Origin of the sequence: Dietzia sp. ANT_WB102 (genome assembly GCF_008369165.1) — a bacterium.
In the GTDB taxonomy this organism is placed as follows: domain Bacteria; phylum Actinomycetota; class Actinomycetes; order Mycobacteriales; family Mycobacteriaceae; genus Dietzia.
The window spans coordinates 1,382,410-1,395,621 of the sequence record NZ_VOBA01000001.1 but is presented as its reverse complement, the minus strand read 5'-3'; the positions used below and the strand labels follow the sequence as shown (position 1 = coordinate 1,395,621).

13 protein-coding genes and 1 pseudogene are annotated in these 13,212 nt (G+C 64.9%); 6 read left to right on the top strand and 8 right to left on the bottom strand.

Going from position 1 to position 13,212, the window contains the following annotated elements; translation table 11 throughout:
• Positions 1 to 55: 55 nt before the first annotated feature.
• Both FQ137_RS15695 and FQ137_RS06330 read right to left on the bottom strand, forming a co-directional pair.
• A pseudogene (locus tag FQ137_RS15695) lies at positions 56 to 121 on the bottom strand (excalibur calcium-binding domain-containing protein); the annotation flags it as partial.
• The gene (locus tag FQ137_RS06330; protein WP_149291642.1) at positions 122 to 1,690 is read right to left on the bottom strand and encodes a DUF4389 domain-containing protein; all 1,569 of its coding nucleotides are present in this window, start codon (positions 1,688 to 1,690) and stop codon (positions 122 to 124) included.
• Between the two features lie 275 nt (positions 1,691 to 1,965).
• Here FQ137_RS06330 and FQ137_RS06325 point away from each other — a divergent pair, with 275 nt between their 5' ends.
• Both FQ137_RS06325 and FQ137_RS06320 read left to right on the top strand, forming a co-directional pair.
• Entirely contained in the window at positions 1,966 to 2,163 is a 198-nt protein-coding gene (locus FQ137_RS06325; protein ID WP_149291641.1) for a helix-turn-helix domain-containing protein, read from the top strand.
• Between the two features lie 451 nt (positions 2,164 to 2,614).
• Positions 2,615 to 2,995 (top strand): hypothetical protein, encoded by a 381-nt coding sequence (locus FQ137_RS06320; protein ID WP_149291640.1) that lies wholly within the window; start codon positions 2,615 to 2,617, stop codon positions 2,993 to 2,995.
• Between the two features lie 6 nt (positions 2,996 to 3,001).
• On the opposite strand, the gene FQ137_RS15350 is transcribed toward FQ137_RS06320, so the two are convergent.
• The 3 genes from FQ137_RS15350 to FQ137_RS06305 form a co-directional block, all read right to left on the bottom strand.
• Positions 3,002 to 3,169 (bottom strand): hypothetical protein, encoded by a 168-nt coding sequence (locus tag FQ137_RS15350; RefSeq protein WP_188064808.1) that lies wholly within the window; start codon positions 3,167 to 3,169, stop codon positions 3,002 to 3,004.
• Positions 3,170 to 3,738: 569 nt separating this feature from the next.
• Positions 3,739 to 4,311: a heme-binding protein gene (locus tag FQ137_RS06315; protein WP_149291639.1), complete on the bottom strand. Its 573-nt coding sequence runs from the start codon at positions 4,309 to 4,311 to the stop codon at positions 3,739 to 3,741.
• Between the two features lie 507 nt (positions 4,312 to 4,818).
• The gene (locus tag FQ137_RS06305; protein WP_149291638.1) at positions 4,819 to 5,379 is read right to left on the bottom strand and encodes a hypothetical protein; all 561 of its coding nucleotides are present in this window, start codon (positions 5,377 to 5,379) and stop codon (positions 4,819 to 4,821) included.
• 372 nt (positions 5,380 to 5,751) lie between these two features.
• Here FQ137_RS06305 and FQ137_RS15690 point away from each other — a divergent pair, with 372 nt between their 5' ends.
• The 4 genes from FQ137_RS15690 (at position 5,752) to FQ137_RS06285 (ending at position 9,601) form a co-directional block, all read left to right on the top strand.
• Positions 5,752 to 5,955 carry a transposase gene (locus FQ137_RS15690; protein WP_149291637.1) on the top strand — a complete coding sequence of 68 codons (204 nt, stop codon included), beginning with the start codon at positions 5,752 to 5,754 and terminating at the stop codon, positions 5,953 to 5,955.
• A 135-nt stretch (positions 5,956 to 6,090) separates the two neighbouring features.
• A complete protein-coding gene (gene istA, locus FQ137_RS06295) occupies positions 6,091 to 7,692 on the top strand; it encodes an IS21 family transposase (protein WP_149291636.1) in 1,602 nt (533 codons plus the stop codon).
• On the top strand, positions 7,692 to 8,459 hold the full coding sequence (locus FQ137_RS06290; RefSeq protein WP_149291635.1) for an ATP-binding protein: 768 nt from the start codon (positions 7,692 to 7,694) through the stop codon (positions 8,457 to 8,459). The genes istA and FQ137_RS06290 overlap by 1 nt, the downstream gene beginning before the upstream one ends.
• A gap of 173 nt (positions 8,460 to 8,632) precedes the next feature.
• A complete protein-coding gene (locus tag FQ137_RS06285; protein WP_149291634.1) occupies positions 8,633 to 9,601 on the top strand; it encodes an IS3 family transposase in 969 nt (322 codons plus the stop codon).
• Positions 9,602 to 9,896: 295 nt separating this feature from the next.
• Here the strand turns inward: FQ137_RS06285 and FQ137_RS15685 are convergent, their stop codons facing one another.
• From FQ137_RS15685 to FQ137_RS15680, 3 genes are read right to left on the bottom strand one after another with little or no spacing between them, the layout of a single operon-like run.
• Positions 9,897 to 10,817 (bottom strand): NAD(P)-dependent oxidoreductase, encoded by a 921-nt coding sequence (locus FQ137_RS15685; RefSeq protein ID WP_149291633.1) that lies wholly within the window; start codon positions 10,815 to 10,817, stop codon positions 9,897 to 9,899.
• Entirely contained in the window at positions 10,814 to 12,064 is a 1,251-nt protein-coding gene (locus tag FQ137_RS06275; protein ID WP_149291632.1) for a glycosyltransferase family 4 protein, read from the bottom strand. The genes FQ137_RS15685 and FQ137_RS06275 overlap by 4 nt, the downstream gene beginning before the upstream one ends.
• A complete protein-coding gene (locus FQ137_RS15680) occupies positions 12,061 to 13,029 on the bottom strand; it encodes a glycosyltransferase family 4 protein (RefSeq protein WP_370452382.1) in 969 nt (322 codons plus the stop codon). The genes FQ137_RS06275 and FQ137_RS15680 overlap by 4 nt, the downstream gene beginning before the upstream one ends.
• Positions 13,030 to 13,212 lie beyond the last annotated feature (183 nt).

Here is a 13,212-nt window from a genome sequence, read left to right as displayed (position 1 = left end):
GTGCGGAACCGGCCAGGTCAACGAGCCAGCGGCGCGCCGCACCACGAAAGGCGAGTCAGCGGTTGTCGCGTTCGCAGGCGATGCCGTCGCCGTCACCGTCCATGGACTGGTCGTAGCCTGGTTACTCCGGCCCCGGTGCCACAGGCCCCTGATCATCGGGGCGCATATGATCACCATTCTCCGGCGCCCCCACCACCGGTTCCTCCGCCCCCTGGTCCAGCCGGAACGGTGGGTATTGGTCCCGCAGCAGCAGCACGTAGGTCGCGACGCGGTACACCCACCTGTTAAGGCCCAACACCAGGTCGAAGAGCCCGCGCGGGTAGCGGGCGGTGAACAGAAGTGTCACGGCCGCGATGAGCACCAGCAGGCTAACCAACGGTATGCCCCAGTTGGTGTTGTTGGCCATGGTTCCGTTGCCGAACACGCCGACGCTGCCGGTGAGGATCCCGACGATGAACAGGTGCGGGAGAGCCAGCAGCCACCACTTGAACAGCACCAGCAGGCGGGAGAGCCGCTCGGGATAGTCCACCTCGAGGTCGGCCGGGTAGCCGCCGGCGGCGAGGGAGAACGGCGGGTAGCGGTCGGTGCCCAGCGCGGCGTAGGCGTAGAACCCGACCCGCCAGTTCCACCGGAGCACCCCGACGCTGAAGGCGAACAGGGAGCGCGGGTAGCGGCCGGTGACGAGGATGGTCAGGCCCGAAGCGATGGTGGTGACGGTCAGCGCGAACCACAGCAGTCCGATGACGATGTAGTGCGGGATGGCGAGCAGCCATTTGAACAGCCACTGCCAGCGGGACAGTCCGGGATCGAGGTGCCCGGTGATGCTCAGCGGGTCGGTGCAGCAGTCGGCGCGGCGTTGGGCGGACGCGTCGGACGCGGACCCGGCGGGGGGCGTCTCGCCGTCGCGTGGTGTGGGCCCGCGGTCGATGTCGCGGCCCAGTCCGGCGGCGCCGAGCAGCAGGAGTGGCACGCCCAGGATGAGCCCGACGATGCCGGCGATGAGCAGGCCCGGGTTGGCGACGCCGAGGAGCTCGGTGCGGACTCCGGCGTCGACGTCGACCCACACCGGTTCGGAGGCGTCGGCGTTCATCACCACCAGCGACCATTGGCCGTCCTGCAGATCGAAGGTGACGGTCTGTTCGCCCTCGCCGGTGGCGGAGGTCGCCCAGAAGTTCTGGTCGGCTGGGGCCGCGGGCGTCCGGGTGCCGGGGACTTCGCGCAGGTTGCCGTCGGTGTTGGGCGCACCGGCCCACCGGAACGTGTCGTTACCGGTCCAGGGCAGTTCCCTGACGACGGCGTGGGGAACGCCGTCCAGGTAGGCGGACACGTCGGAGTCGTCGGCAATGCCGACGAAGACGGGCTGGCCCGGGACGACGGAGGTGGCGCGGATCTGCACGCTGGCCGGGTCCCCGAGGCCGGGCATTCCGGCCTGTTCGGCGTCGATGAGGATTGAGGTGGTGGTGATCGCGTGCCCGGTGCTCTGGAACCGTTGCGGGGCGGTGGTGAGGTAGTGGCCGTCGCTCTGGGCGGCCTGGGCCGCCATGAGCACCGCTCCCCCGGCGGTGAGGGCGAGCCCGAGCGTGGTGAGGATGACGCCGACGACGAGGAGGACCCAGTTCACCGGCCGGGTACGCGCTCGCTGGTCGGAGTGCTCGGACGGGGTGGTGGGATATACCGCGTTGGCATCCATGGCGCTTCCTTTGCAGGTGCGGTGGCGGTTCACGCGTGGGATGCCTGGTGCTGTGGCGCCCCCGGACGAAGTCCGCCCGGATGCACTACCGCCAGCAGTCACGTGATGATACCGCTGACTTCACGATGTGACCAGCGTTACGTTTACCGCTGCGGCGCCAGCTCGAACATCTCGGCCAGCAGTGTGTGCGGGTGTCGCATGGAAGCGACGACGGGACAGCGAGAGATGGGAAGGCATGGGACTCCTGAGGCTTCTGGGAAGCCACGGGTCGCGCGCTGTGGGAGCACGGCGGCAACGTGGGCGCCGCGGCCAGGGCGCCGACGGTGCACACCAACACCGAGTACTACCGGTTGGACACGATCGGCTCGACGATCGGCGCGGACCTCCGTGACGCCCGCACGCTGCGCGAGCTGGAGCTGGCCGTGATGAGCCGCGATCTGGGCGCCCTCATCATGCCCCGGGACGCGGAGTAGCTCGACCCGTCTCCGGAGGCGAGCCCCTCCCCCGGTGGGCATAATTTGGGGGCGACGACGAGGTGCCCGCCTCCCGACCCGACCCGCAGTCGCGGGGATGGGGTGGGCAGAACCGGTGGGATCGGGGCAGCCGCGCGGTTAAGGGCCTGTGTCGCCTGCCTCCGGAGCTTCGGGCGACGCAGCCGGTTCCACCGGGACTTCGGGAATCTCGGACGGATCGACTCGGTCCTCCAGCTCAGTCGGCTCAGGAGGCTCCGCCGGCGGTGCGGGTTTTCCCGGGATCGTATCTGGGGCCAAGCACTCGGACAGATCTGCGACGTGGTGATCAGTTCGCGGACATACGTATGGGTACAGGGCCAGTTGCTCATTACGCAGAGCTGCACACTGCGGGTGGTCCCCAAATGTGCCGTCACTCATCCGTCCGCTCCCGGTCCACGCACCACCGCCGTAGATGCACTCCACGAGCGTGGGGCCGACAGTCGCCGGTTTGGCCGCCGTCGGGGCGGTACTCACTGCGGACGTCGTGCTCGACATCGTTTTGGTGGTCGAGGGCCTGCTCGTGGAGGTCCGCGTCGACGAACTCGAACTGGTTGCGCTCTCGCCCGACGGCACCTCGCTTGTCGACCCACTGCCACACCCGCTCGCGAGGAGAAGCGCGAACGAAATACAACCGGCGGTCCCCCATGTGGAGAGTGCGGGGAGCCGATGGTGGGTTGGCGCTATCACTACCTGTCCTTCTTCGGTGCCCGGCTGGTCGGAGCGTCTGGTTGGCCGTAAGCAGCCTGCAAACTCCTCGAAGTCCCTCTCGCGGGTCGGGCATCGCCACCGCTGAGCGAAGTCATCGGGTTACGAAGTTCAGGTAGTCGGCGAACCGCCATATCGGGCCCGGGTCCGGTCCCAGCACCTGCCTGTCGCAGTAGACCTCTTGCCCGTTGGACGGGTTGATGGCTCTAGCCCCGATGGTCTCGCACCGCTTGCCGCCGAGAGAGTTCTCCACTCGAGTCATCCGGCTCCGGTCGGTCGCTTCCGGGTGTCGGAACGGGTCTTGACTGGGCGCCCAGTGGAAGGCGTCCGTCTGCAAACGCTGCGCACACCACGCACGGGTCCCATTCTCGGTGTACGCCCACTCCCCTGGAGCCGGGCACGCGGTGTACATGATGATCCAGTTGGAGGCGACGTACTTCGGGACAGGCGGGGGCGGAGGCGCGGGATACGACCACTCAAGCGGGTACGGGAGGGCCGGTAGCGGCGCGGCTTCTGACCCTGCCGGCACAGGCACAGGGACAGGCGCGAGGTCCGGTACCTGGACAGCGAAAGGCCCGATGAATACCTCTGCCGCCGACGCCGCGGGGGTCGCCCCTGCCGTCAACGCGACGATTGCACCGACTCCGGCCAATGCTTTCCTCGTTCGAGATCCCATGATTACGGCCCCCTCGCTCAGATACCTGTAGCCAACCTCTCGCCAAGTATGACTGTTAACTTGCGGTCGTGAACCCCATTCCGCTGCAGCGTGTGCCATCGCGGGCGGCTTGGCACAGGCTCCATCCACGAGCCTGCCCTCAGGCATGACGCGACTCAGTTCTCGCCCGGCCACACCACGTCCTGCACGACCTCGTTGCGCCGCAGGAACCACGGCTTGAAGGGCGGGTCGAACCGGGCGTACCTGGGCGGCCCCGTGGCGACCAGCCCGGCCCGGGCGATACCGGCCTCGAGGTCGGCCAGGTGACGTCGATAGACCGACTCGCTCCACCGTCCTGAGTAGCGCACCGCTGCCGCGACACGGCCCGGCACCTGCCTGACCCGCACCCGAGGATCGGCGGGCACCGGCGCGGTCGCGGCGGACATGGAGGCCGGCAGGACAAAGGCGACGACGTGCTCGCCGCCGTCGGCCTCGGTCTGGACCACCGGTGCGGTCATTGCGACCTTCTCCGAGCCAGGCGACTCCCGGATCACCGGTGCGGTCATGGCGATGGACCCGGCCGACTCGTTGTGACCGGTGATGTACCTGAAGAGCGCCCTGAACGCCTGGTTGCCGGCACTGCCGAAGGACCCGTGAACGGACACCTCCGCCACGGCGTGGGAGGGGTACCGCCGCAGCTCGAACTCCGGGTACCGCTCGACCACCTCATACGGCTGCTGCTCGGTCATGAATCGACGGTACGCGCGTGTTCCACCGGTGGTGGAGCCGCGCGTCGAGTCACCGACAAATGCCAGGTGGGGCACGCCTGTGCGTCGTGGTGTGGGTAGTATCCGCGACGACGACGACGAGGACGACGACGAGGTCCACCTTCACCCGCCCGGCCCGCGGCCGCCGGGAGGCGCGGAACCGGCCGGGTCAGCCCGAGGGTCCGCGGAGCCAGTCGACGATCGCGCTGGCCAGCTCGTCCGGGGCCTCCACGGGCAGCTTGTATCTGGTCTCCGGAATCTCGACGTCGGCCACGGGACCACCTGCGTCACCGTTCGTCCCAGCACCAGCGTCGACACCATCCGACCAGGTCGGTCATGGCCGCGAGGCTGCCCACCCGGAGTGCGCTCCGGGCCGTTCTACGTCACTCCTCGCACAGGGAGATCGGATGCTCCACCGGGTTGAGGTACACGACGAACCGCCCGTCGGGGACGGTCTGGGCTGATGAGCGTGCCGCCGCGCGCCGGCGGCTAGGGGAAGATGATTTGGTCCCCAGGCTCGAATTGGAAGCTCGACATGGCGGTGGTGCGGGCCCCGAGGTCATCGTGGGAAGTGAGTTTGACGAAGGCTGGCCCAACCGAGGTGCGCCGGACGTCGTGGAGGACAATGCGAGCCGGCTTACTGCGGCGGATGCCGTTGTTGCAGGCAGGAACGCACTCCACCCAAACTTTGTCTGCGGTCCCCTCCGCGCGGTCGTCCTGCCACCTAGTCCAGCGGATGTTTTGAAACAGACCGTTGCCATCACCACAGAAGATGATGATCGTGGAAAGCATACGTTCGGGATTGCCGCCACAATCGAGCGCCAGTGTCCGACCGGAGAACGGGTCGAAGGGCGGAGGAGGCGGAGGGGCGGGCCGGTCCCACTCCAGCGGGTACGGAAGCAGCGGCAACGGCGCGGCCTCCGACCCGAAGGGAACCGGCACGGGAATCGGCGCGAAGTCCGGGACCTGCACCGCAAACGGCCCGATCATCACCTCAGCTGCGGTCGCCACGGGTGCCAGCCCCGCCACTAACGCGGCGGCGAGCGCCACTCCTGCCAATGTTCGACCAATCCGACGTCCCACTGCGCTCATCTCCTATATTCAGGCGCCCACTGGTGCCGCATTCGAAATTACAGTGGTTAACTTCAAGAAAGGACCTCTTCGCTACTTGATTCTCCCCGCCCGGCCACCCCGCCACGAGAAGCATCTAGCGAGGGCAAGAGACATGACACGCTCACAGCTCCAGTCCGCCCGAAGAAGACCGAACATTCCGTCGCATTGGGTAATCGTCTCCTGGTTTTCACTGCCGCGCGTTCTTCAACACCGAGTGAGTCGCACTGGGTTGGTTGGAGTCTCTGGTGTGTCCCGGGTTCTACGGAGTCGGAATTTGTGGATTCTGGTGGCGAACACCGGGAGGAACAGATGGGACGACAGAGCTATTCGGCCGAGTTCAGACGCAAGGTTCTCGACTTGCTAGCGTGGGGGCGCAGCGTAGCTGCTGTCGCGCACGACCTTGATCTCAGTGACCAGTCGATCTGCAACTGGCGCCGGCAGGACCGGATCGACCGCGGCGAGGCACCTGGTCTGAGTAGTGCTGAGAACCACTCGCGAAGGCGTGGCAGATAGGGCCAGTGGGTACTCCTAGTCCGGCGATCCGGTACTTCGATTCCGGCGACTCGGTACTCCTCGGGTCGGGTGGGGTGGTCTGCTCGGGGTGAGGCGGCGCGACTGCGCCGCCTTTTCCTATTTGAGTAGGTTCATGTGGCCGACTACAAGGCCATCATGACGTTGGCGCTGGCCGGGCATAGCTACAGCGAGATCGTCGCCGCCGTCGGGTGCTCGCGCCGAGAGATCGCGGCGGTGAAGAAGACGATCACCGCGTACGGCATCACCGCCGGGCAGGCGGCATCGATGAATCCGGCGGAGATCGCCGGGGGGTTTCCCGATGGGCGCAAACGCGTCTCGGAGGACTACACCCAGCCAGACTTTGATCGAGTGCTGGCGTCGATGAAGTTCAACCGGCATTTCACCATCCAGCAGGCCTGGGGCAAGTACCTCGCCGACCCCGCTGGGAGCGGTAAGAAGTACGGGTACTCGCAGTACTGCGCCCTGTTCGCCGAGCACGCCCGCATCAAGGACGTGGTGGCGACCCTGCATCACGAACCATGCCGGACGATGCTGGTCGACTGGGCCGGCGACACCCTAGAAGTCCTCGACGCTGTCACCGGAGAGGTCACCAAGCTGTACCTGTTCGTGGCGGTGCTGCCGTACTCCGGCGTGGTGTTCTGCCGCGGCTTCACCGACATGAAGTCCCCCTCCTGGATCGACGCCCACGTCGCCGCGTTCGCCTTCTTCGGCGGGACACCGCAGATGGTGGTGCCCGACAATCCGACCACTGCCACCCATCGGCAGAAGCAGGGCGAGGCGGCAAGAGCGGTCAACGTCCGCTACCAGCAGTTGGCCGACCACTACAGCACCGCGATCGTGCCCGCCCGGGTCCGAAAACCCCGCGACAAGGCGGCCGTGGAATCGGCGGTGAGCGTGGTCAACAAGCGCGTGATCGGCTACCTCGCCGAGGAGGTCTGGACCACCGTCGAGGCCCTGAACACCGCAATCAACGAACGCGTCGCGGCGATCAACACCGCCATCCGCCGCGCTGACGGTACGACCCGGTGGGAGCGGTTCGAAGCCGACGAAGCGCCACTGCTGGCGGGCCTGCCCGCCGACGGCTTCGCCACAGTGGAGTGGAAACAGCTCAAGGTCGGACGGAACTACCACGTCTCCTGCGATTCGCAGTACTACTCGGTGCCATATACCTTCGCCGGGCATTTGCTGCGAGTCCGGTTGACCGCGCAGTCGGTGACGATCTTCGACGGCGACCAGGTCGTCTGCGAGCACCCCAGGCGCCACGGCCGCAAGGGCCAGTACTCGACCGTGCTCGCCCACGCCCCCAAAGCCCACCAGGGAATCGACGGGCTCTGGTCCCGGCAGTGGTTCACCGACCGTGCCCGGGGTTTCGGCCCCGCCACCGAGCAGGTGATCGCCCAGATTCTGGATCGTCACGTGATCGAGGCCCAGGGCTATCTGGACTGCCAGAACATCCTCGAGACCCTGGGCAAGAGGAGCCGCCAGCGACTCGAGGCAGCCTGCCAGGTGCTGCTCAACCAGAACAGCGCCGGTAGCTACAGCGTGCTCAAACGTGTCATGGCCACCATCGACTCCGAGGACAAGGCGCCCCGGCCCGTGGTCCCGGCGGCGGCCACACGAAAACCGCCGCCACCGGCCGGGGCCAGGGACGATGGCGCGGTGCAGGTTCGTTCGGCCGATCACTACTCTCGCGGCCGCACAGGAGCTGGTGCCTGATGTTCACCGAGATCAATCACCAGAAGTTCCGCAACCTGCGCATCACGCACGTGGCCAACCGCTTCGAGGAATTGATCAGCGACGAGGCCAATGACGAGCTCACCCCGGAGCAGATCTTCCTCACCGCCGTCGACGACGCTCTCGACCAACGCCAGGCCCACCGGATCGACAAACTCATCCGGGCAGCCAAGTTCCCCATCCCGCAGGCCTCGATCGCCGAGATCAACTACCAGGAAGGACGCGGGATCACCCCGGTGCGGATGAAACGCTACGCCGGGCACCACTGGAGGCAAGACCCCACCAACCTGCTCGTGATCTCGCCGACCGGCGGTGGGAAAACCTATCTGGCCTGCGCTATCGGGATCGCTGCCTGCCAGACCGGGCACACCGTCACCTACGCCCGGATGGATGAGCTCGCTCGCCGTCTGGTCATCGCCCGCGGGGACGGCATCCGCCACCAGAAAATGCTCAATGACCTATCCGACGTGGAGCTGCTGATCATCGATGACTTCCTGACCGTGGGCATCGACCCCGAAGCCGCGAACGACCTGTTCGCAGTGCTGGCCAACCGGGAGCACCGCCTGCCGACGATGATCGCCTCCCAGCCCCGGCCGGCCTACTGGCTCGACGCTCTGCCAGACAGGGTGGCCGCCGACTCCATCGTCAACCGCCTAGCCAACAACGCCCGCGAGATCAACATCGGCGAGGTCGACATGCGCCGCCAGCGCGACGACCAAGCCCGCGCCACTCCCGGCCACTGGGAGTAACACAGACGGCCACGGTGCCGGCCCGTCTCACCCACGGGCCGGTTCCAGGTCGCCGGAACAACGGTACCCACTCATCGGACCATCAGTACCGACAAACCCTATCTGCCAAAGGCGAACAAACGGATCCGCGAGCTTGAGACTGAGCTAGCCGTCGCCCACCGAGCCGTCGAGTTATTGAAGGAGGAGACCGCCCCAAAAGTCGGTACGCGGCGGTCGAAGTGATCGCCGCGGAAGGGCGTCCCGTACAGGTCGCCTGCCGGGTCCTGGGTGTATCCGAGGCCTGGTTCTACGAAAACCGAAAGCGGCCACCTTCCGAGCGCGGCGTTCGGCACGCCATGCTCACTAAACTCATCAGCCAGATCCACCTCGAGTCGCGCGGTACCTACGGCGCTCGGCGCGTGCACGCTGAGTTGACCCTTGGCAGAGGCGCCGAGGTTGGCCACAACCAGGTCGAACTGCTGATGCGCCGAGCTGAATTGAAGGGCACCTCGGGGCGCCGCAAGTTCAAGCGCATCAGAGCGAACGACATCTCCACCGACCTAGTCAGGCGAGACTTCGCACGTCAGGGACCGAACCAACTATGGGTCACCGACATTACGGAGCACCCGACTTGCGAAGGCACGGTGTACTGCTGCGTGATCCTGGACGCCTACTCCCGGCGAGTCGTCGGCTGGTCGATCGATTCCTCACCAACGGCGGCGCTGGTGACGAACGCACTCGGGATGGCCATCGATAGCCGGCTTGGCAACGACACCGATTCAGAGACGATCATTCATTCCGACCACGGCGTCCAGTTCGGGGCGTGGGCCTTCACTAAGAGAGCACGTGACTCGGGCCTGCTGCCATCAATGGGAAGTATCGGCGACTGCTACGACAACTCCATGATCGAGTCGTCTTGGTCCCACATGCAGGTCGAACTACTTGGTCGGCAGAAGTGGAACACCTGCATCGAACTGGCCAACGCGATGTTCGACTACCTCGAGATCTGGTACAACCGCAAACGCCGTCATAGTCAGCTCGGATGGCAGCCCGATAGAATTCGAACGCAACCGCATCATCACAGCGGCATGAGAATCCAAGGAATCCGGACCACGCGAAACCCGGGACACACCAGAGCCTCTATCAAACCCAGTGCAACTTAGTCGGCAGCATAGGTAGCGCCACAGCGGCGACAATCAGAACTCCGACAGTCCACGACAAAACTGCCGAGGGTTAGCGCTTGTACGGAGCTTGCTCTGAAGACTCCTTTGCGAGATGAAGACCGCGGAGTGTCCCCCTGTTATTGTGCAGAAGTGAAGTACGGGCCACGACAAACTCGTGCCCCCGATGAGACCCTTTAACCGACTTCCGTGGAAAAGCTCGATCCCTCGGCTTCGTTCGTCTGAGCCGCCCGGTAGATCAAACGCAAAACTCCGACGATGTCGAGAGTCCGATGATTCACCCCCGATGGCTCCTGACGATTTCGCCGAGCTCCCGCCATGCATCGCGCCCGTACGGCGGCGTCCACCCAGCTGACGTCAGCCACGAATCGGCCTGGTTCTGACCGAACCACAACATCTCGACCCGCCTCGCGTTGGCCGCAACCACCGGGATCTTTCTTCCAGCGAGCTCGAGCCCATCACACACACCTCGGGCGACTGCACGGGGAACGATGACTGGCCGCTTGTCTCCAAGCAACTCCAAAACATCAAACGACGTCAATCCTTCCCAAGGATGAATGACGATGGCTGGCGGATTCATATCCGTGGTGGCCAAGAACGCGATCGCTGACGCGACGTTGCCGATGAGTGCTTGTGGGCTGTGCTGACTCCCAGGGGCTGCCACAGTTGCAAAGGGCGAACCGGCAATCTTGGCCGTCATCGCCGTTACTCTGCGACTCACTGCGTGGACGCTAGGAGGTCGATAAATCGTCGCGGTCGGCGATTCTTGCCGGACTAGACGCTCGCCCTCGGCCTTCGAGTACGCATACGCCGAGAACTCGTCAGTGGAGTCCGTCTCGTCGAGCTTTGGGCGTCTCCCTTGAACGACGGCGCTACTCACGTGAACGAGACGACCGACCCCCGCGCACTCTGCCGCCCGAGCCACTACGGCAGGGGAGATTGAATTGGCGGCAATCAGTTCGTCGGCGTTTTGCTCGGATGCATCTGGGTTGCCTGAGCAGTTCACCACCGCATCTAGCCCCTCGAACTTAGCTGTCAGTTCCTCGACAGCCGCACCCTGCGCACCAAGACCGCGGGCCGCGTCTGCGTGCGCCACACGCGGCGCACGTACCTCGGACACATCGTGTCCCTGCTCAGACAGAGCCCTACTGACTGCCGAGCCAACGAATCCCGACGCTCCTGCTACTGCGACCTTCATCGACGCCCTCGCTTTCGTTCGCTGGCAGCCATTTCCAACACCGACACAAGGCGTCCTGCCGACGAGTCTTCGGAGAAGACTCGCTCATAATATTCGCGACCGGCCCGCCCCATTGCCGCCGTCCCTTCCGGATCGTCGGCCATCTGAGCCACAGCTCTAGCGAGATCGTCTGGGTCCTCGGGAGTAGAAGTAAGTCCGGCCCCGGAATCCTCGATGACAGTGGCGGCGTCCCCGCGAACGGTGCCGACCAACGGCCTGCCCGCCGCCAGTGTCGCCTGCAACTTACTCGGCAACGTAATGCGGAACAGCGGCAGATCCTGCAATGATACGAGGTGCAGATCCCCCAGTGCGAGCACCTTCGTCATCGCCGAAAACGGTTGCGATGGGACAAAAACGACGTTGTCGAGCTGCTTCTCGGCGCTGATTCGCTTGAGAGCCTGCTCCATCACTCCGCCTCCCACAAGGGCGAACTGAATGTCCGACCGTGTCCGCAGGCGCTCGGCCGCAGCCAACACAAGGTCAAGTGCCTGAAACTCGCCGAAGTTGCCCGCGTACATCACGACGAAATCTCGGGTGAGGCCGAAGGAGCGCCGAAGTTCGTCGTCCTTCGACTCCGGATAGAAGGTTGTCTCGTCCACCCAGTTGGGCGTGAAAGTAATCTTCTCTGGCGGTATACCTCGCCTTTGAATTGAATCGGACATACCTGGCGAAATGACAGCGATGCGCGCCGCCTGCCGATACACAGTGTCGCAGAACCGATGTAGAGTCCGCTCAACACCAGAGGTGGAACTGTCGGCGAGGAAGCCACTGGAAGTGACGGTGTCTGGCCAGAGATCTTGGATCATGGGAACGAACGGCACCCCATATAGGGCCTTTGCTGCAAGTGCAGGTACGGCGACGGTGGCAGGAGTGGAGTGCACCAGCACGACGTCGGCGTGGCGAAGAACTCGTGCACCCACCGCCGTCGCTCCTGCAGCGAAGCTGGAATAGTTGAGAATTCTCGAAATTGCCCTCGACTCGTGAGTCGGAATGAGGGGCGACCGGTGCACCGTCATACCGTCGCGTTCCTCACGCTGATACGGCACTAACCCGTACCCGTCATACAGACGCCCTTCCGGATAATTCGGGAGGCCAGTCAGAACCTCGACGTCGTGCCCACGAGCATTAAGCGCACGAGCAATGATTCCCGGGGTGGCGGCCGAGCCAGTCTCGGGATCGAACCACTGCGTGACGTATCCGATCTTCATGCGCGACCTCCGACCGACGACTGCGCTGATTCAGGCTCTAAGGATCCGAAACGTTTCAGAAGCCCGGGCGCAGCGAGATAGCCCGCCACGATAGGCGCAATTGCGGCAGCGCTGTAACTTGATCGCCCAGCCATACCACAGGCTACGGAGACGCCAGCCACGAAACCAGAAACCACCCAGTGCGGCCACCCAGTCTCATGCACAAGTTGTTGATAGGCATGCTCACGGTGAGCCTCGGTCACTGACTCGCCCCGAAGCGCTCGACGGAGGATGGTGCTTCCGGTGTCCGCGAGGTACAGAGCGAGAGGAGCAAGCACGCTGAGGGCGCCCCGTGGATCGGGCTTCATCTCCCGGAACGAGCCCCCCACCACCGTCACCGCGATACCAGATCCGAGCAGGTAGCTACCCACATCCCCCAGGAACATGGACGCCTTCGGGACGTTGTACGGAAGAAAACCTAGGCCCATTCCTGCCGAGAGAGCTCCCTGAGCTCGGAGCTGCGGCGATAGCGTCGGGTGAGTGGCGACTGACAACCCCCATGCGGCGGCTGTCCCGCCGGAAATCCCGTTAATGCCGTCCATAAAATTGAACGCATTGATGATTGCTGGAAGCGCAACGATCCCAAACGCTGCTCCTGCCAGACCGCCCGCCCTTGCGCCGACCAACACGCCGGCGACGGCCTGAGCGCCTAACCGAGGCAAAGGCCCCAAGCCCACCATATCGTCTAGCCGCCCCACCGCCCCCAGCGCGGCGCTGGCGCCAATCCATTCTGCAGACGGTCCGTTCCCGAATCGACGCCCTGCCAGCGAGCCTGCGAGCGCACCCGCCGCACACGCCAAACCACCGCCACGCGGCGTTGGGACAGTGTGGGACGACCGGCCATTAGGGTGGTCAAGACTCTGGCGGCGACGAAGCCACGACCTCACCCGGGGCGCCACCACAGCGGTGGATAGCGCGGAGACCATGAGCATGTCGAGACTACGGGTCTTCATGGCAAAAGGTTCTCACAAGTAGCAGTGCGGCAGGCAGCGGCGCCAACTTTATCCGCTTCAAGGGGGTAGTACCCCCACTTGGTTGAGATTCAGACGCGGCCCTCCTCTCGAACCGTCAACACTTTAGACTCATACAAGTCGATCGACAGCCGACCA